Origin of the sequence: Thermomonas sp. XSG (genome assembly GCF_014678725.1) — a bacterium.
In the GTDB taxonomy this organism is placed as follows: Bacteria; Pseudomonadota; Gammaproteobacteria; order Xanthomonadales; family Xanthomonadaceae; genus Thermomonas.
This window is the reverse complement of sequence record NZ_CP061497.1, coordinates 1538252-1555058: the sequence shown is the minus strand read 5'-3', so window position 1 is coordinate 1555058 and position 16807 is coordinate 1538252. Positions and strand designations below refer to the sequence as shown.

Genomic DNA, 16807 nt, shown 5'->3' with positions numbered 1-16807 from the left:
TTATCGTCCCTGTCAAGCTTGCTTTACATGGGATTCCTGCAATGGTCACGCCACGCAACCGCCTGAAGGGCGCCGGCATCAGCTATCTGGGCATCGGCGCGGCCTTCCTGGCCATCGCCGCCAGCGGGCAATCCGCGTTCCTTGGCGTCGGGCTGGCGATGATCGGCCTGGGCGTCGTCTTTCTGGCGCGCTCGCGCGGGGGGAGCGACGAATGAGCATGCGTCGCTGGATGTGGATCTTCGTCGGCATCGGGCTGGCAGCGCTGCTGCTGGCTGCTGCCGGGCAGTGGCTGCTGCGCTGGCCGGACGAGATGGTGGGCATGTGGGTGGGCATCGGCGCCGGTTACCTGGTGGGCGCGGCGCTGTTCCTGGTGCTGCCGCGCTGGTGGCGCCAGCATTGCGACGAGATGTACGCGCTGCCCGCCGGCCGCCGTTACCTGCGCGCGCTTTGGCCGATCATGGTCGGCTATTCGCTGACCCTGTTCGTATCGATCTGGCTGGTCAAGCGCGGGATCGAGTCGGTGCCGCTGCGAGCGGTGGTGGCGGTATTGCCCGCGCTGGCCATCGCCCTGCTGATGCGCGCCGCTCTGCGCTACCTGCGCGAGATCGACGAGCTGCAGCGGCGCATCGAAACCGAATCGATCGGCGCCGCCAGCCTGCTGGTGTCGTTGCTGTATTTCGCCGCCGGCCTGCTGCAGAAGGCCAAGGTCATCGACGTCGATGCCGCCGCCGCGATGATCTGGGTGTTCCCGCTGCTGTGCGCCAGCTACGGCATCATCAAGATCGTGCTGACGAGGCGCTACCTGTGAGCGTGCTGGCGCGCTACTGGCACGGCCTGAGCCCGGCGCTGCGGGATTATTACCGCGCCTCGGTGCTGCCCTCCCTGCTGTTCCTGGCGCTGGCTTTCGCGCACGAATGGCTGGTCCGGCAACCCGCGGCTGCGCCAGCACTGCGGCTGGCTGCGGCCCTGGCACCGGCCGTGGCGATGGCCTGGCTGTTCACCTGTTACCTGCGCTTCCTGCGCGACTGCGACGAGCTGGAGCGCGGCATCGAGCTGAAGGCGCTGGCTTGGGCTGCGGGGATCACCCTGCAGGGGCTGATGACCGTGCTGTTCCTGCTTGATGCGGGCCTGCTGGCATGGCCGGAGAAACGGCTCGCGGCCGCCATGGGACTGCTGTTGCTGGCCAGCTATGCACTCGTCCGCGGCGGCCTGCACCGCAGGTACGCATGAACAACAGACTGCGCGAACTGCGGGAACGCGAAGGCCTGTCGCAGGGCGAGCTGGCGCTGCGGCTGGATGTTTCCAGGCAGACCGTCAACGCGCTGGAGACCGGCAAGTACGACCCGTCGCTGCCGCTGGCCTTCCGCATCGCCCGCCTGTTCGCCTGCCGCATCGAAGACATCTTCCTGCCCGATGAAACCTGAATCCTCCCGCTTTTCCACCTGCAAGCACCCAAAGGGGTTGTCCCGATGAACTCCCGCAAGACCAGACTGATCCTTGCCGTTGCGGTTGCCGCCGCGATCTTCGGCTACAAGGCACTGAACCCGAAGCCCGGCAGCGCGGGCGATCCGGCGACGGCGAGTGATTCCGCGGCCGGCCCGGTCGCGCCGGTGCAGCCGGTGCAGCCGGTGATGCTGGGCCAGATCGCCTTCACCCCGTGCAGCCTGAGCTCGCCGATGGCCAAGGACAGCCTGGAGGCGATGTGCGCCACCTATGCGGTGCCGGAAGACCGCGCCAAGCCGGAAGGCCGCAAGATCGCGCTCAACATCGCCTGGCTGCAGACCACCGGCAAGGGCGAAAGGATGCCCGACCCGGTGTTCTTCCTCGCCGGCGGTCCCGGCCAGTCGGCGGTGGACACCTTCCCCGGCATGGATCCGGTGTTCAAGGAAGTGCGCAAGCAGCGCGACGTGATCCTCGTCGACCAGCGCGGCACCGGCAAGTCCAACCTGCTGTCGTGCGAGCCGCCGAAGGAGGACGAGGACGGCTTCGACAATTCTTCAGAGGCGATGCAGGCCGAGGCGACCGCCTGCGCCACGGCACTCTCGAAGAAGGCCGACCTGCGCCACTACACCACCACCGATGCGGTCGCCGACCTCGATGCGGTGCGCCAGGCGATCGGCGCCCAGCAGCTCAACCTGGTCGGCGTGAGCTACGGCACGCGGGTTGCCCAGCAGTACGCGATGCGCCACCCCGCTGCCACCCGCAGCATCGTGCTGGACTCGCCGGTGCCCAACAAGCTGGGTCTGGGCAACATTTTCGCCCGCAACCTCGACGACGCACTGGCGCTGCAGTTCGCTCTATGCAGCAAGGATCCGGCCTGCAAGGACAAGCTGGGTGATCCGCGCGCCGAACTGGACGTGCTGCTGAACCGGCTGCGCGACAACCCGGTGCAGGTGGAGTACCGCGACGCCACCACCGGCGAGATGAAGCAGGGCACGCTGCGCGCGGAAACCGTGGCCGGCCTGGTGCGCATGTATGCCTACATGCCGCTGGCCAGCGGGTTGCTGCCCAAGCTGATCCACGAAGCCAACGCCGGCCGCTACGGCAACCTGATGGCGCTGGCGCGGATGATGACCGGCGACCTGAAGGACGCGATGGCGATGGGCATGCAGCTGTCGGTGGTCTGCAGCGAGGACGCCGACAGCATGGTGGTGCGCGAGGAAGACGCCAAAACCGTGCTCGGCAACCTGCTGCCTGCCGGCATGGCGGCAATGTGCAAGGTCTGGCCGAAGGGCGACGTCCCGGCCGACTTCAACCAGCCGCTGGCCACCAAGGTGCCTGCGCTGGTGCTGGCGGGCGAGTTCGACCCGGTGACCCCGCCGCGCTACGGCGAGGAGATCGTGAAGTCGCTGGCGAACGGCCGCCTGTTCGTGCTGCGCGGCCAGGGCCACAGCGTGATCGGCGCCGGCTGCATGCCCAAGCTGTTCACTCAGTTCATCGAGAAGGCAGATGCCAAGGCGCTGGATGGCAAATGCCTGGACACGCTGGCCTATCCCTCGCCCTTCATCAGCTTCAACGGCGCGCAGCCGTAAGCCCCCTCCAACAGGACGCTTGCAATGATCGTTGCAGAACACCTCCGCAAGACCTTCCCCGGACGGGGCAAGGACAAGACGCCGGTCATCGCCGTGGATGACGTGGGCTTCACCGCCCGCGACGGCGAGATCACCGGCCTGCTCGGCCCCAACGGCGCCGGCAAGACCACCACGCTGCGCATGCTGTACACCCTGATGTCGCCGGAATCCGGCCGCGTGCTGGTGGACGGCATCGACGTGGCCAGCGACGCCGAGCGCGTGCGTCGCAACCTCGGCGTGCTGCCCGACGCGCGCGGCGTGTACAAGCGCCTGACCGCGCGCGAGAACATCGACTACTTCGGCAAGCTGCACGGCATGTCGGCGGCGGAAATCGCCGCACGCACCGGCAGGCTCGCGCAGGCGCTGCAGATGGAGGACTTCCTCGACCGCGCCACCGAGGGCTTCTCGCAGGGCCAGCGCACCAAGACCGCGATCGCCCGCGCGCTCATCCACGATCCGAAGAACGTGATCCTCGATGAACCCACCAATGGCCTCGACGTGATGACCACGCGCGGACTGCGCGGGTTCCTGCAGGAGCTGCGTGGCGAGGGCCGCTGCGTGATCTTCTCCAGCCACATCATGCAGGAGGTGGCGGCGCTGTGTGACCGCATCGTGATCATCGCCAGCGGCAGGGTTACCGCCCAGGGCACCCCGGACGAGCTGCGCGCCCTCACCGGCGAAGCCAACCTGGAAGATGCATTCGTGAAACTGATCGGCAGCGAAGAGGGCCTGCACGCATGAACAAGACGTCGTTCACCACCGCGATGTTGACGGTGATGCGCAAGGAATGGCTGGACTTCTTCCGCGACCGCCGCACCTTCCTGCTGTCGTTGCTGATGGCGCCGCTGCTGTATCCGCTGATCTTCCTCGGCATCGGCAAGCTCACCCAGATGCGCGCCGAAACCCAGCTGGAGAAGACCCTGCAGGTGCCGGTGGTCGGCATCGAGCGGGCACCGAACCTGATGAAGTTCCTGGCCAGCTACGGCATCGAGGCGAAGCCGGCGCCAGCCGACATCGAGGCGCGCGTGCGTGCCCAGCAGGAAGACCTCGCGCTGGCCGTCGATGCCGACTTCGCCAAGGACTGGCACGCCGGCAAGCCCGCCAAGATCGACATCATCACCGACACCACCCGCCGCAACGGCGACGTCAAAGTGGCGCGGGTGAGCAAGGTGCTGGAGAGCTACGGCAACGGCGTCGGCGCGATGCGGTTGCTGATCCGCGGCATCAACCCCGGCGTCGCCACTCCGTTGCACGTCGGCACCCGCGACATGGCCACGCCGGAAGCCAAGAACAGCCAGTTCATGTCGATCCTGCTGCCGATGATCCTGACCATCTTCGCCTTCATCGGCGGCGCGCACCTGGCGATGGACACCACCGCCGGCGAACGCGAACGCCAGTCGCTGGAACCGCTGCTGGCCACGCCGGCTTCGCGCGCGGCGCTGGTGGGCGGCAAGATGCTGGCGGCGGCACTGCTGGGGATGATCTCGATGCTGCTGATCCTGGTCGCCTTCAAGCTCACGGCCACCCTGGCCAGCGGCATGGCCAAGCAGATGGACGTGAGTTTCCTGGCGATGGGCAAGCTGCTGCTGACGCTGGCCCCGCTGGTGCTGATCGGCACTGCGCTGATCACCGCCCTTGCCGCCGGCGCCAAGAGCATGAAGGAAGCGCAGAGCCACATGATGTGGCTGATGATGCTGCCGATGCTGCCTGCCTATGGCCTGATGGCCTACCCGCTGAAGGACACTGCGGTGTGGCAGTACGCGGTGCCGTTCCTGTCGCAGAACCAGCTGATCCAGAAGATCTCGCGTGGCGAGGTCGCCTCGATGGAGCAGTGGGGCCTGTATCTGGCCAGCTCGCTGGCGCTGGCGGCGCTGCTGTGGGCGCTGGCGGTGTGGCGCTACCGGCAGGAGAAGCTCGCGATCTCGGCCTGATCGACCCGGTCGCTTCCCGTGCAAACAAAAAGCCCGGCTTCCGCCGGGCTTTTTGTTGCCGCTCGCCGCGCGCTTACTGCTCGAACGCAATCGTGCGGCGGCTGGTGGTGGCCTGGCCAATGGGCTGGAAGCGCCAGCGCTTGACCGCGTTCAGCGCCTCGCGCTCGAACTCGCGCTGGAACTGGCGGGTACCCTCGGAAGACACCACCCGGGCGCTGGCGATGTTGCCGTCCGTGCCGACGGTGAATTCCACTTGCACCGAGCCGGTAGCGCCTGCGCGCTGCGCCGCCGGCGGGTACTTCGGCCCGGGCTGGCTGATCGCCCGCAGTTCGGTCGACGCCGCGGCGGGACGCGCGGCGGCCGGCGGCGGTGCCGCCGCCTGCTGGCGCTGCGCGGCCTCGCGCTGGGCCTCCTCACGCTGGGCGGCTTCGCGCTGTGCGGCCTCGCGTTGCGCGGCCTCGCGCTGCGCCGCTTCGCGCTGGCTCTGCTCCTGCTGTGCCACCTGCTGTCGCTGCTGCTCCTGCTGCTTGCGCTGGTCTTCCTCGCGTTGCTTGAGCTGGTCAGCCTTGCGCTTGGCCTCTTCCTCGGCAGTCAGCTTCTGGGTTTCGGCCTGCTGCTTGAGCTTCGCCTCGCCACTGGTGACGCTGGTCTTCAGGCGCTCCAGCGCCGGATGGCTGGGATCCGCTTTGCCGATCAGCGCCAGCAGTCGCGAGGCTTCTTCGAAGTCCTCGCGGGCGATGCTCTGCTCGGTGGCGATCACGGCCATCGGCAGCAGATCGCTGAGGGCACTGGACGCACCGGCATCACCCGGCTGCTTGTCGCGCAACGCCAGGTAGTACTCCATCGCGTTGTTGCCGGCCGGCGCATACAAGCGGTTGTCGTTGTACGCGGTGTTGGCCGCATCGCGCAGCTGGTCGACCCCCATCGCCGACACCGACGCCGCCACCACCGTTTCCGGCGTGGGCGCGGGCGCGGCCTGTTGCGCCGCTTGCGGGCCCGTCGCCGCCTGTTCGTCCTTCTTGCATGCCGTCAGCGCGCACGCCACGGCCACGGTCAATGCAACCGGCACCCAGCCCTTGCGGGTCTTGTTGCTTGCAGTCATCACGTTTTCCCCTGTTGATGCACAGCGTTTTTCAGGATAGCACGCGGTATCCGACCCTCCGCTGTCAAGGGGAACCGCTCATTTACCGATGCAGAACGACGCGAAAATGTGACCTAGTAATCCGTCTGCGTCGACCCGGCCGCCGATTCCGCCCAGCGCATCGTGTGCGCGCAGCAACGCTTCGGCGGCCAGTTCCAGGCGCTCGGCGGACAGTTCCGCCGCGGCTTGTGCCAGCCAGTCGCCGGCCTGCGCCAGCGCCTGCACGTGGCGCGCACGCGCCGAGAACGCGCCTTCGCCCACACCGCCGCCAGCCAGCCCGAACAGGCGCTGGTGCAGCTGTGGAAGGCCCTGGCCCGTATGCGCCGACACCGCCAGCGCGTCGTCGCCCAGCGCGGGCGGCGCCGGCAGCAGGTCGGCCTTGTTGTGCAGCCACAGCACCTGCGCGACGTCGGCCAGGTCCCCCGCGAGGGCGGCGCGCCCTGCATCGGGATCGCGGGCATCCAGCACCGCCAGCGCGAGGTCGGCGCGCGCCAGCTCGCCGCGGGCGCGGCGGATGCCCTCGGCTTCGATGGCGTCGTCGGCACGGCGCAAGCCGGCGGTATCGACCAGGGTCAGCTCGACCCCGTCGATGCGGATGGTTTCCTGCAGCACGTCGCGGGTGGTGCCGGCGATGTCGGTGACGATGGCGCGTTCGCTGCCGGCCAGCGCGTTGAGCAGGGAGCTCTTGCCCGCGTTGGGCGGGCCGACCAGTACCACGTGCAGGCCATCGCGCAGTTTGCGGCCGCGCTCCGCGTCCACCCGCAGCTGCGCCAGGGTGGCGCGTGCCTGCTGCAACCGCTCGCGCAGCGCGGTGCCGCCGAGCGTGTCCAGTGATTCGTCGGCGAAGTCGATCGCCGCCTCGACATGCACGCGGATCGCCAGCAACTGCGCCATCAACGCGTCGACGCGCTGCGAGAAGGCGCCATCCAGCGACCGCCGCGCCGCACGCGCCGCGCGCGCATCGCCGGCCGCGATGAGGTCGGCGATGGCTTCTGCCTGCACCAGGTCGAGCTTGCCGTTAAGGAAGGCGCGCTGGCTGAATTCGCCGGGCCCGGCCTGGCGCGCACCCAGCGCCACGCAGCGCGCCACCAGTTCGCGCAGCAGCACCGGGCCGCCATGCGCCTGCAGCTCCACCACGTCCTCGCCGGTGAAGCTGGCGGGGGCGGCGAAGTACAGGGCGATGCCATCGTCGAGGGTGGCGCCGTCGGCGTCGGTGAAGCGCGCGTATTGCGCCACGCGCACCCGCAGCGGACGGCCGCAGATGCGTTCGCCGATGGCGCGGGCGTCCACGCCCGACAGCCGCACGATGCCCACGCCGCCGGCGCCGGGCGCGGTGGCGATGGCAACGATGGTGTCGGTGTCAGGCATGGGGTGAATCATGTCAGATCGGATCCGGCATTCCGGCCTGGCGTCGCCAAGGCCGGGCCCTGCCTGGAATCTTCCATGGCGCTTCCCGGCAGCGTGCGTATGCCGGGCGTATCGCCCATGGCATGCCGCGTGCCGCCATCAGGCGGCATCGCGGGCGGGAACGCGCATCAGGCCTTCGCCGGTTCCTCGGCGAAGCGCTTCATGTTCCACCACTGCTGGGCCATGCCCAGCGCGCCGTTGGTCACCCAGTACAGGACCAGGCCGGCCGGGAAGAAGGCGAACATCACCGCCATCACCAGCGGCATCATCTGCATCATCTTCTGCTGCATGGGATCCACGCCGACCATCGGCGACATCTTCTGGGTCAGCCACATCACCACGCCATTGAGGATCGGCAGGATGAAGAACGGGTCACGCGCGGTCAGGTCGCTGACCCAGCCGATGATCCAGGGGGCCTGGCGCAGCTCGACCGCCTCCAGCAGCACGTAGTACAGCGCCAGGAACACCGGCATCTGGATGAAGATCGGCAGGCAGCCGCCGGCCGGATTGATCTTCTCCTTCTTGTACAGATCCAGCATCGCCATCTGGAACTTCTGCTTGTCCTCGCCGTAGCGCTCCTTCAGCTGGGCGATGCGCGGCTGGAACCGGCGCATCTTCGCCATCGACTTGTACTGCGCGGCCGACAGCGGATACAGGATCAGCTTGATCAGCACCACCAGCAGCACGATCGCCCAGCCCCAGTTGTGGGTGAGCTTGTGCAGCTGGGTCATGACCCAGTGGATCGGCTTGGACAACACGGTGAAGATGCCGTAATCCATCGCCAGGCCCAGGCCGGGCGCAGTGGCATCCAGCTTGTCGGCCAGTTTGGGACCGACCCACAGGGTGGCATCGCTCTGGAAGCGCTGGCCGGGGGCCAGGGTGACCCGCGGGCCGCGCGCGGCGATGCTGTAGAGGTGGCCCTTCTGGGCCAGCGAGTACAACGCCGCCTGGTCCTTCTGCGGCACCCAGGCGCCGAGGAAATAATGCTGCGACAGCGCCACCCAGCCGCCGGTGACCTGCTGGTTGAGCGGGCCGTCCTCGACGAAATTCGGATACTTGCGCTTCTCGTACTTCTCTTCCGGGCTGTACCAGGCAGCACCGTTGAGACTGAACGATTCCGGGTTGGTGAAACCGGTCTTGACCGCCGGCGGCACGCGCTCGAGCCGGCGCTCGATGTCGCCGGTCCAGGCGGTAGCGCCGGCGTTGACCAGCTCATCACGCACCCGCAGCGCATAGCTGCCGCGCGCCAGCGTGTAGGTCCGCTGCAGCTGCATGCCGTTGGCGGCGGTGGCGACGAAACGTGCCTGCACCTCGGCGGCACCATCGGCCAGCACGATCTCGCGCGCCTCGCCCTGCGGCTGCAGCGCCAGCTCCACCCCGTCGATGCCGCGCCAGAAGGCTTCCGCGGCGAAGAAGCGGGCCGGATCGGTATCGAACAGCACCACCGGCGGGCTCCCAGCGGCGCGGGTCTGCGGGTAGCGGACGAGTTCCGCGCGGGTCACGTCACGGCCGTTCAGCTCCAGCGCCAGTACGTCATTGCGCAGACGCAGGGTCGGCGCCGCGGCGACCGCACTGGCCTGGGCAACGGCACCCGTGGCGGGCGCTGCCGCCGGGTGCGCGGCAGCGGCCGGCACCTCGCCCTGCATGGCTGCCGGAACCGCCGGTGCAGGCTGCGCCGCGGCGACCTTCTCCTTGCCCCATTCCTGCCACAGCAGGAACGCCACCATCAGCCAGGCAATCAGCAGGAACGTACGGATCTGGTTCATTGGGCAGGGGTCTCGGGGCGCGCTTGTGGCGCGGCCACATCGGGAGAAGCCGGGGAATCGGCGGGCGGCATTGTGCCGGCCGCAGCCGGCAGGGGCAACGCGCCGGCGCGCGTCAGCAGCTGTTGCAACGCCGCCTGCAGCGCCGGGTTATCGGCTCGGGCGGCGCCGCTGCGGGCAACCACGACATAGGCTCCGCCCTGCAGCTGCGGTCGCAGCCGGCGGAAGCATTCGCGCAGGGCGCGCTTGATGCGGTTGCGTCCGACCGCATTGGGATCGACCTTGCGCGAGACCGCCAGGCCCAGCCGCGGCGGTGCGCCATCGGCCAGCCAGTGCAGGGCCAGGCGCGGCTCGGCAGTGCGCCGGCCGCCATCGAACACACGGGTAAACTCGGCCTTGGCGCGGACCCGCGCGGCAGGCGGGAACCCGGCGGCCTTGCGTCGCGCAAACGCGACAACGCCGGCATCCTGCTTGGACGCCGGCGTCTGGGGCATCGCTGGCAACGTCATTCGGTTCCGGCGCGGGCGCCGGACGCGCGATCCGACCCGAAGGTCAGACGGTCAGGCGACGACGGCCCTTGGCGCGGCGGCGCGCCAGCACCTTGCGGCCGTCGGCGGTGGCCATACGGGCGCGGAAGCCGTGATCACGCTTGCGCTTGAGGTTGCTGGGCTGGTAGGTGCGCTTGGTCGCCATGGCGGGCCTGCTTGCTTTGTTTCAGAGAATAAGACGCGGAATGATAGCGGGCCAACGGGGCCCACGCAAGTCCGCCTGCTGTTAACGGGCCTGCTGCCGGTTTGGCGGCACCCGGACGCAGTGGTAACCTGCCCAGTTCCCATCTTATCCACAGCCGCCGGGCATCCCGGTTCGGCCGCCCGCGCTTTTTTCCGGATCCCTCGACCCATGCACGTCTGGCCCGCCTGCCTGCAACGCCTCGAAACAGAACTCCCGCAGGATGAGGTGAGCATGTGGCTCAAACCGCTCCAGGCGGACCGGCGCGATGGCGGGCTGGTCCTGTATGCCCCCAATGCCTTCGTCCGTGACGAAGTCCAGAGCCGGTTCCTCGAGCGTATCCGCGAGCTGGTCCGCCATTTCGACGGTAGTGGCGACGTGGTGGTCGACATCGGCGCCCCGAAGCGCGCGCCGGCAGCGCCGGTGAACCCGCCAACGCCGGCCAAGGCCGCGCCCACCGCCGTGGTCGAGCCCTTCCACGGCAACGTCGATCCGCATTACAGCTTCGACAACTTCGTCGAGGGCCGCAGCAACCAGCTGGCCCGTGCCGCCGCCTGGCACGCGGCGCAGAAGCCCGGCGAACGCACCCACAACCCGCTGCTGCTGTACGGCGGCACCGGCCTCGGCAAGACCCACCTGATGTTCGCGGCGGGCAACGAGATGCGCCGGCTCAACCCGGCCGCGCGGGTGCTGTACCTGCGCTCGAACACGTTCTATGACGCGTTCTTCCGCTCGCTGCAGGAAAAGACCACCGACCAGTTCAAGCGCCAGTTCCAGAAAATCGACGCATTGCTGATCGACGACATCCAGTTCTTCGCCGGCAAGGACCGCACCCAGGAGGAGTTCTTCCACACCTTCAACGCGCTGTTCGAGGGCCGCCAGCAGATCATCATGACCTGCGACCGCTACCCGCGCGAGGTGGACGGCCTGGAACCGCGGCTGAAGTCGCGGCTCGGCTGGGGCCTGTCAGTGGCGATCGACCCGCCGGACTTCGAGACCCGCGCCCAGATCGTGCTCTCCAAGGCGCGCGAGCGCGGGGCGGTGATCCCCGACGAAGTGGCGCAGCTGATCGCCAAGAAGATGCGCAGCAACGTGCGCGAGCTGGAAGGCGCGATCAACAAGCTGACCGCCCAGGCCGGCCTGCTGGGGCGACCGGTGACCATGGAGTTCGCCCAGGAAACCCTGCGTGACCTGTGGCGCGCGCAACAGCAGGCCATCAGCATCGCCAACATCCAGAAGGCCGTGGCAGACTACTACGGTCTGCAGCTGCGGGAGATGCTGGGCAAGAAGCGCACCCGGTCGCTGGCGCGACCGCGACAGGTGGCGATGGCGTTGGCCAAGGAACTGACCGAACACAGCCTGCCGGAGATCGGCATGGCGTTCGATGGCCGCGACCACACCACCGTGCTGCACGCCTGCCGGCAGATCCGCACGCTGATGGAAAGCGACGGGAAGCTCCACGAGGACTGGGACAAGTTGATCCGCAAACTCAGTGAATGAAGTCGGGACGAGCTGTGGATAACCGGGGGATGATTCTTCCGGCCGAAAACCATCCACAGGTTATCCCCGGTTTGCCGGGCGGTTTTACCCCTGCTTTGCTCGCCCATTAATTTGTTTTGAAACAAAGGCTTGCGATAGATATCCCGGGTTTTTCGTTGCTCCAGCACCACCGACTTTAAAGATTTATCCATATTCAAGAAGCAAGGGCATGCCAGCCGGCAGCCCTTCGAATCAGCCAAAAGGGTGAGGGGTCTACATGCGGTTTTCCCTGCAACGCGAAGTCCTGCTGAAGCCGTTGGCGCAGGTCGTCAATGTGGTTGAGCGCCGGCATACCCTGCCGGTCCTGGCGAACCTGCTGGTCCGCGTCAGCGGCGGGCAGCTGGCGCTGACGGGTACCGACCTCGAAGTCGAAATGGTCGCGCGCACGGCAGTCGAGGAGGCGCAGGACGGAGAGATCACCATTCCGGCGCGCAAGTTGTTCGACATCGTCCGCGCCCTGCCGGACGGCAGCCGGGTCACGATCAGCCAGAGTGGCGACAAGGTGACCGTGCAGGCCGGCCGCAGCCGTTTCAGCCTGGCAACCCTGCCAGCCAACGACTTTCCCTCGCTGGACGAAGTCGACGCCACCGAGCAGGTCAGCGTGCCCGAGGCCGCCCTGAAGGAGCTGCTTGAGCGCACCGCGTTCGCGATGGCGCAGCAGGACGTGCGCTACTACCTCAATGGCCTGCTGTTCGACCTGCGTGACGACACGCTGCGCTGCGTGGCTACCGATGGCCATCGCCTGGCGCTGTGCGAAACCAGCCTGGGCCAGGGCCACGGCGGCAAGCGGCAGATCATCGTGCCGCGCAAGGGCGTGCAGGAACTGCAGCGCCTGCTTGAAGGTGGCGACCGCCAGATCGAGCTGGAACTGGGCAAGGGCCACATTCGCGTCAAGCGCGACGACGTGACCTTCACCAGCAAGCTGATCGACGGCAAGTTCCCCGATTACGAGGCGGTGATCCCGATTGGCGCCGACCGCGAGGTCAAGATCGACCGGGAAGCCCTGCGCGCCGCGCTGCAGCGTGCCTCGATCCTGTCCAACGAAAAGTACCGCGGGGTACGCGTCGAGGTGTCGCCCAACCTGCTCAAGATCAGCGCGCACAACCCAGAGCAGGAAGAGGCGCAGGAAGAGGTCGAGGCGGAAACCCACGTCGATACGCTGGCGATCGGCTTCAACGTCACCTATCTGCTGGAAGCATTGGGTGCGCTGCGCGACGAATTCGTTGTCATGCAGTTGCGGGATGCCAACTCGTCCGCGCTGGTGCGTGGCGCTGGCAGCCACCACGCCCGCCACGTGGTGATGCCGTTGCGCCTGTGACCAGTCATGTCCGCATTTCGTCTCCGGCCGCCACTGGTCGAGCTGGTTGACGTGATGTTCCACGTGGAACATTTCCTGCAACGCCCGGCCTGGTCCGGGCGTTGTCGTTCCCGGCCGCGCTCGGCATTCCCGTCCCCATGCTGATCCGCAGACTCCAGTTGCAGTCGTTCCGCCGCTTCGATTCGGTGGAGATAGACCTGCGGCAAGGTTTCAACCTGCTGACCGGAGACAACGGCAGCGGCAAGACCAGCGTGCTGGAAGCACTACATCTGCTGGCGCATGGCCGCAGCTTCCGGGGGCGGGTACGCGACGGCTTGATCCGGCAGGGAGAACCCGCGCTGAGCGCCTATGCGGAGTGGGAGGTGGCCGGGGCGACGCATCGTGCCGGCCTCCGCCACGCTGGCGGCAGTTGGGAAGCGCGGCTGGATGGGGAGGATGTGCGCCAGCTCGGGCAGTTGTGCGAAGCCTTGGCCGTGATCACCTTCGAACCCGGTAGCCACGCACTGGTTGATGGCAGCAACGAGGGTCGTCGCCGCTACTTGGACTGGGGGCTGTTCCACGTGGAACATGGCTTCATGCCGCAGTGGCGACGGTATGCCCGCGCGCTCAAGCAGCGCAACGCTTTGCTGCGGCAGCCCGGCGGACACGCCCAGCTGGATGCCTGGGAGCACGAACTCGCGCAGTCGGGGGAGCAGCTGACCCAGCTGCGCGAAGCGTACGTGGCCGGGCTGCAACCCCGGCTGTCACGATTGCTGCCCGAACTCCTGCCTGCTGCCGGGGATGTTGAACTGACATTGCATCCCGGCTGGAAGCGGCAGGAACTCGCTCTCGCGGATGCATTGCTGCTGTCGCGGGAGCGCGATCTTGCGCTGGGCCATACGTCCATGGGACCGCACCGGGCCGACCTCCGGATCAGCCTGCGTGATCTGCCGAGCCGGGATGGACTGTCGCGTGGGCAGACAAAGCAACTCGCGCTCGCGTTGCTGCTCGGCCAAGCCGGGCATCTTGCGGATCTGCTCGGGTACTGGCCGGTCCTGCAGTTGGACGATCTGGGCTCGGAACTGGATCGGCACCACCAGCGCCGCCTGCTTCAGGTGCTCGTCAACAGTGCGGCGCAGGTATTGGTGACCGGTACGGAGATGCCGCCGGGATTGGCCGAGGTCGGCATCGAAGCTGCGATGTTCCACGTGGAACATGGCCGTATCCGCGAGCTCGGGCAATGACCGCTCCGCCGCGCCACTGAGCGGAAAGGTTCACTGCCGGATGACCCGTCCACTGCGGGCTGCGGGGCTGCCGGTCCGCGTCGGCTATACTGCGCATTCCTATAGCTAATGTGTCTTGGCGTGCCCTTGGGCGCGTCACGGGAGTCGAACGCGTCGATGTCGCAAAACGAACAGACCCCGGGCCAGCAGCCCGAATCCACCCCGAACACCACCTACGATTCCAGCAAGATCACCGTCCTGCGCGGGCTGGAAGCGGTGCGCAAGCGCCCCGGCATGTACATCGGCGATGTCCATGACGGCACCGGCCTGCACCACATGGTGTTCGAGGTGGTCGACAACTCGGTGGACGAGGCGCTGGCAGGCCACGCCGACGACATCATCGTGACCATCCATGCCGACGGCTCGGTCAGCGTGTCCGACAACGGCCGCGGTATCCCGGTGGACATCCACAAGGAAGAAGGCGTGTCGGCGGCGGAGGTCATCCTCACGGTGCTGCATGCGGGTGGCAAGTTCGACGACAACAGCTACAAGGTGTCCGGTGGCCTGCACGGCGTGGGTGTGTCGGTGGTCAACGCGTTGTCCAGCAAGCTGACCCTCGACATCTGGCGCGATGGCGGCCATCACCAGCAGGAATACGCGCACGGCGAGCCGGTCTATCCGCTCAAGCGGGTCGGCGATCAAGGCGACCGCCGCGGCACCGTGCTGCGGTTCTGGCCGTCGGAGGCAACCTTCAGCGACACCGAGTTCCACTACGAGATTCTGGCGCGGCGCCTGCGCGAGCTGAGCTTCCTCAATTCCGGGGTCAAGATCACCTTGACCGACGAGCGCGAGGAAGGCCGTCGTGACGTGTTCCAGTACGAAGGCGGCATCAAGAGCTTCGTCGAACACCTGGCCCAGCTGAAGACCCCGCTGCATCCCAACGTGATCTCGGTGAGCGGCGAGCAGAACGGCATCACGGTGGAGGTCGCCCTGCAGTGGACCGACGCCTACCAGGAGACGATGTTCTGCTTCACCAACAACATCCCGCAGAAGGATGGTGGCACCCACCTGCAGGGTTTCCGCTCGGCGCTGACCCGTACCCTGACCAATTACATCGAACAGAGCGGCATCGCCAAGCAGGCCAAGGTGGCGCTGTCGGGCGATGACATGCGCGAGGGCATGATCGCGGTGCTGTCGGTGAAGGTGCCCGACCCCAGCTTCTCCAGCCAGACCAAGGAAAAGCTGGTCTCATCCGATGTGAGACCGGTCGTGGACAGCACGTTCGCGGCGCGTCTGGAGGAGTTCCTGCAGGAGCATCCGAACGAAGCCAAGGCGATCGCCGGCAAGATCGTCGATGCCGCCCGTGCCCGCGAGGCCGCGCGCAAGGCGCGTGACCTCACCCGCCGCAAGGGCGCCCTGGACATCGCCGGCCTGCCGGGCAAGCTGGCCGATTGCTCGGAAAAGGATCCGGCGCTGTCGGAACTGTTCATCGTCGAGGGTGACTCGGCCGGTGGTTCGGCCAAGCAGGGTCGCAACCGCAAGACCCAGGCGGTGTTGCCATTGCGCGGCAAGATCCTCAACGTCGAACGCGCGCGCTTCGACCGCATGCTGGCCAGCGCCGAGGTCGGCACGCTGATCACCGCGCTCGGCACCGGCATCGGCAAGGACGAATACAACCCGGACAAGCTGCGCTACCACCGCGTCATCATCATGACCGACGCCGACGTGGACGGCAGCCACATCCGCACCCTGCTGCTGACCTTCTTCTACCGGCAGATGCCGGAACTGATCGATCGCGGCCACATCTACATCGGCCTGCCGCCGCTGTACAAGATCAAGCAGGGCAAGAACGAGCTGTACCTGAAGGATGATGCCGCTCTCGACGCATACCTCGCGGGCAGCGCGGTGGAAGGCGCCGGGCTGGTGCCGGCGGAAGCCGAGCCGGCGATCGAAGGCGCGGCGCTGGAAGGCCTGTTGCTGGCCTACGCGCGGGCCAGGGAGGCAATCGCCCGCAACGCCCACCGGTTCGACCCGGGCGTGCTGGAGGCCCTGATCGACTTCGTGCCGCTGGATGCCGCCTCGGTCGCCGCGCATGACGACCTGTCGGCCGCGCTGGCGTCGCTCGCAGGCCGCCTCAACCAGAGCGGCCTCGGCAAGCCCCGCTACACGCTGCGCTGGCAGACCGCGGAAGAAGGTCGACCGGCAGCGCTGCTGGCCACCCGCAGCCACATGGGCGAGGAGCTGACGCAGGTACTGCCGCAGTCGCTGTTCGAGCATGGTGAACTGCGGCCGCTGCGCGAAGCCGCCGCCAAGCTGCACGGACTGGTGCGCGATGGCGCGCGGATCGTGCGCGGCAGCAAGTCGCAGCCGATCGAGCGCTTCGCGCAGGCGCAGGCCTGGCTGCTGGAGGAGGCGAAGAAGGGCCGCCAGATCCAGCGCTTCAAGGGTCTCGGCGAGATGAACCCGGAACAGCTGTGGGACACCACCGTGAACCCGGATACCCGCCGCCTGCTGCAGGTGAGGCTGGAGGACGCGGTGGCCGCTGACACCATCTTCAGCACCCTGATGGGCGACGTGGTGGAGCCGCGCCGGGAATTCATCGAGGACAACGCGCTGAAGGTCGCCAATCTGGACGTCTGATCCGGCCGGATTGACGCCGCGTTCAGGCCCCCCAGCCTACAACGGCGTACCGCGTAAGGATCGGAG

16 protein-coding genes are annotated in these 16807 nt (G+C 67.5%); 11 read left to right on the top strand and 5 right to left on the bottom strand.

Annotated elements, in window-relative coordinates; translation table 11 throughout:
- Positions 1-41 precede the first annotated feature (41 nt).
- Genes ICG51_RS07285 through ICG51_RS07255 form a run of 7 tightly spaced genes read left to right on the top strand, consistent with a single transcriptional unit; the run spans position 42 to position 5002 of the window.
- Complete coding sequence (locus ICG51_RS07285) at positions 42-215, top strand: hypothetical protein (protein WP_190279753.1); 174 nt, start codon at positions 42-44, stop codon at positions 213-215.
- Entirely contained in the window at positions 212-808 is a 597-nt protein-coding gene (locus ICG51_RS07280; protein WP_190279752.1) for a hypothetical protein, read from the top strand. The genes ICG51_RS07285 and ICG51_RS07280 overlap by 4 nt, the downstream gene beginning before the upstream one ends.
- Positions 805-1230 (top strand): hypothetical protein, encoded by a 426-nt coding sequence (locus tag ICG51_RS07275; RefSeq protein WP_190279751.1) that lies wholly within the window; start codon positions 805-807, stop codon positions 1228-1230. Before ICG51_RS07280 ends, ICG51_RS07275 begins: the two co-directional genes overlap by 4 nt.
- Entirely contained in the window at positions 1227-1424 is a 198-nt protein-coding gene (locus ICG51_RS07270; protein ID WP_190279750.1) for a helix-turn-helix transcriptional regulator, read from the top strand. The genes ICG51_RS07275 and ICG51_RS07270 overlap by 4 nt, the downstream gene beginning before the upstream one ends.
- 45 nt (positions 1425-1469) lie before the next feature.
- Positions 1470-3032, top strand: a complete 1563-nt coding sequence (locus ICG51_RS07265; protein WP_190279749.1) for an alpha/beta fold hydrolase — start codon at positions 1470-1472, stop codon at positions 3030-3032.
- A 24-nt stretch (positions 3033-3056) separates the two neighbouring features.
- Positions 3057-3812, top strand: coding sequence for an ATP-binding cassette domain-containing protein (locus tag ICG51_RS07260; protein WP_190279748.1), 756 nt, complete (start codon positions 3057-3059; stop codon positions 3810-3812).
- Positions 3809-5002 carry an ABC transporter permease gene (locus ICG51_RS07255; RefSeq protein ID WP_190279747.1) on the top strand — a complete coding sequence of 398 codons (1194 nt, stop codon included), beginning with the start codon at positions 3809-3811 and terminating at the stop codon, positions 5000-5002. Before ICG51_RS07260 ends, ICG51_RS07255 begins: the two co-directional genes overlap by 4 nt.
- Positions 5003-5075: 73 nt before the next feature.
- On the opposite strand, the gene ICG51_RS07250 is transcribed toward ICG51_RS07255, so the two are convergent.
- From ICG51_RS07250 to rpmH, 5 genes are all read right to left on the bottom strand, one after another.
- On the bottom strand, positions 5076-6104 hold the full coding sequence (locus ICG51_RS07250) for an energy transducer TonB (protein ID WP_190279746.1): 1029 nt from the start codon (positions 6102-6104) through the stop codon (positions 5076-5078).
- Between the two features lie 78 nt (positions 6105-6182).
- Positions 6183-7511: a tRNA uridine-5-carboxymethylaminomethyl(34) synthesis GTPase MnmE gene (gene mnmE, locus ICG51_RS07245; protein WP_190279745.1), complete on the bottom strand. Its 1329-nt coding sequence runs from the start codon at positions 7509-7511 to the stop codon at positions 6183-6185.
- Between the two features lie 167 nt (positions 7512-7678).
- Positions 7679-9316: a membrane protein insertase YidC gene (yidC, locus tag ICG51_RS07240; RefSeq protein WP_190279744.1), complete on the bottom strand. Its 1638-nt coding sequence runs from the start codon at positions 9314-9316 to the stop codon at positions 7679-7681.
- Entirely contained in the window at positions 9313-9807 is a 495-nt protein-coding gene (gene rnpA / locus ICG51_RS07235) for a ribonuclease P protein component (RefSeq protein ID WP_190279743.1), read from the bottom strand. The genes yidC and rnpA overlap by 4 nt, the downstream gene beginning before the upstream one ends.
- A 58-nt stretch (positions 9808-9865) precedes the next feature.
- Positions 9866-10006 (bottom strand): 50S ribosomal protein L34, encoded by a 141-nt coding sequence (gene rpmH / locus ICG51_RS07230; RefSeq protein WP_028840469.1) that lies wholly within the window; start codon positions 10004-10006, stop codon positions 9866-9868.
- A 207-nt stretch (positions 10007-10213) separates the two neighbouring features.
- Between rpmH and dnaA the strand changes: the two genes are divergently transcribed.
- The 4 genes from dnaA (at position 10214) to gyrB (ending at position 16741) form a co-directional block, all read left to right on the top strand.
- A complete protein-coding gene (dnaA, locus tag ICG51_RS07225; RefSeq protein ID WP_190279742.1) occupies positions 10214-11542 on the top strand; it encodes a chromosomal replication initiator protein DnaA in 1329 nt (442 codons plus the stop codon).
- Between the two features lie 256 nt (positions 11543-11798).
- Positions 11799-12899, top strand: a complete 1101-nt coding sequence (gene dnaN / locus ICG51_RS07220; RefSeq protein WP_190279741.1) for a DNA polymerase III subunit beta — start codon at positions 11799-11801, stop codon at positions 12897-12899.
- Positions 12900-13036: 137 nt separating this feature from the next.
- Positions 13037-14122, top strand: coding sequence for a DNA replication/repair protein RecF (recF, locus tag ICG51_RS07215; protein ID WP_190282398.1), 1086 nt, complete (start codon positions 13037-13039; stop codon positions 14120-14122).
- A 156-nt stretch (positions 14123-14278) separates the two neighbouring features.
- Complete coding sequence (gene gyrB / locus ICG51_RS07210) at positions 14279-16741, top strand: DNA topoisomerase (ATP-hydrolyzing) subunit B (protein ID WP_190279740.1); 2463 nt, start codon at positions 14279-14281, stop codon at positions 16739-16741.
- The last annotated feature ends 66 nt before the right edge of the window (positions 16742-16807 follow it).

Bases quoted from the DNA above. Each gene is read 5' to 3' on its own strand.
- recF (WP_190282398.1), top strand. From the start codon at position 13,037: ATGCTGATCCGCAGACTCCAGTTGCAGTCGTTCCGCCGCTTCGATTCG.
- yidC (WP_190279744.1), bottom strand. From the start codon at position 9,316: ATGAACCAGATCCGTACGTTCCTGCTGATTGCCTGGCTGATGGTGGCG.
- mnmE (WP_190279745.1), bottom strand. From the start codon at position 7,511: ATGCCTGACACCGACACCATCGTTGCCATCGCCACCGCGCCCGGCGCC.
- ICG51_RS07255 (WP_190279747.1), top strand. From the start codon at position 3,809: ATGAACAAGACGTCGTTCACCACCGCGATGTTGACGGTGATGCGCAAG.
- ICG51_RS07260 (WP_190279748.1), top strand. From the start codon at position 3,057: ATGATCGTTGCAGAACACCTCCGCAAGACCTTCCCCGGACGGGGCAAG.
- ICG51_RS07285 (WP_190279753.1), top strand. From the start codon at position 42: ATGGTCACGCCACGCAACCGCCTGAAGGGCGCCGGCATCAGCTATCTG.
- gyrB (WP_190279740.1), top strand. From the start codon at position 14,279: ATGTCGCAAAACGAACAGACCCCGGGCCAGCAGCCCGAATCCACCCCG.
- rpmH (WP_028840469.1), bottom strand. From the start codon at position 10,006: ATGGCGACCAAGCGCACCTACCAGCCCAGCAACCTCAAGCGCAAGCGT.
- ICG51_RS07270 (WP_190279750.1), top strand. From the start codon at position 1,227: ATGAACAACAGACTGCGCGAACTGCGGGAACGCGAAGGCCTGTCGCAG.
- rnpA (WP_190279743.1), bottom strand. From the start codon at position 9,807: ATGCCCCAGACGCCGGCGTCCAAGCAGGATGCCGGCGTTGTCGCGTTT.
- ICG51_RS07280 (WP_190279752.1), top strand. From the start codon at position 212: ATGAGCATGCGTCGCTGGATGTGGATCTTCGTCGGCATCGGGCTGGCA.
- dnaN (WP_190279741.1), top strand. From the start codon at position 11,799: ATGCGGTTTTCCCTGCAACGCGAAGTCCTGCTGAAGCCGTTGGCGCAG.
- ICG51_RS07250 (WP_190279746.1), bottom strand. From the start codon at position 6,104: ATGACTGCAAGCAACAAGACCCGCAAGGGCTGGGTGCCGGTTGCATTG.
- ICG51_RS07265 (WP_190279749.1), top strand. From the start codon at position 1,470: ATGAACTCCCGCAAGACCAGACTGATCCTTGCCGTTGCGGTTGCCGCC.
- dnaA (WP_190279742.1), top strand. From the start codon at position 10,214: ATGCACGTCTGGCCCGCCTGCCTGCAACGCCTCGAAACAGAACTCCCG.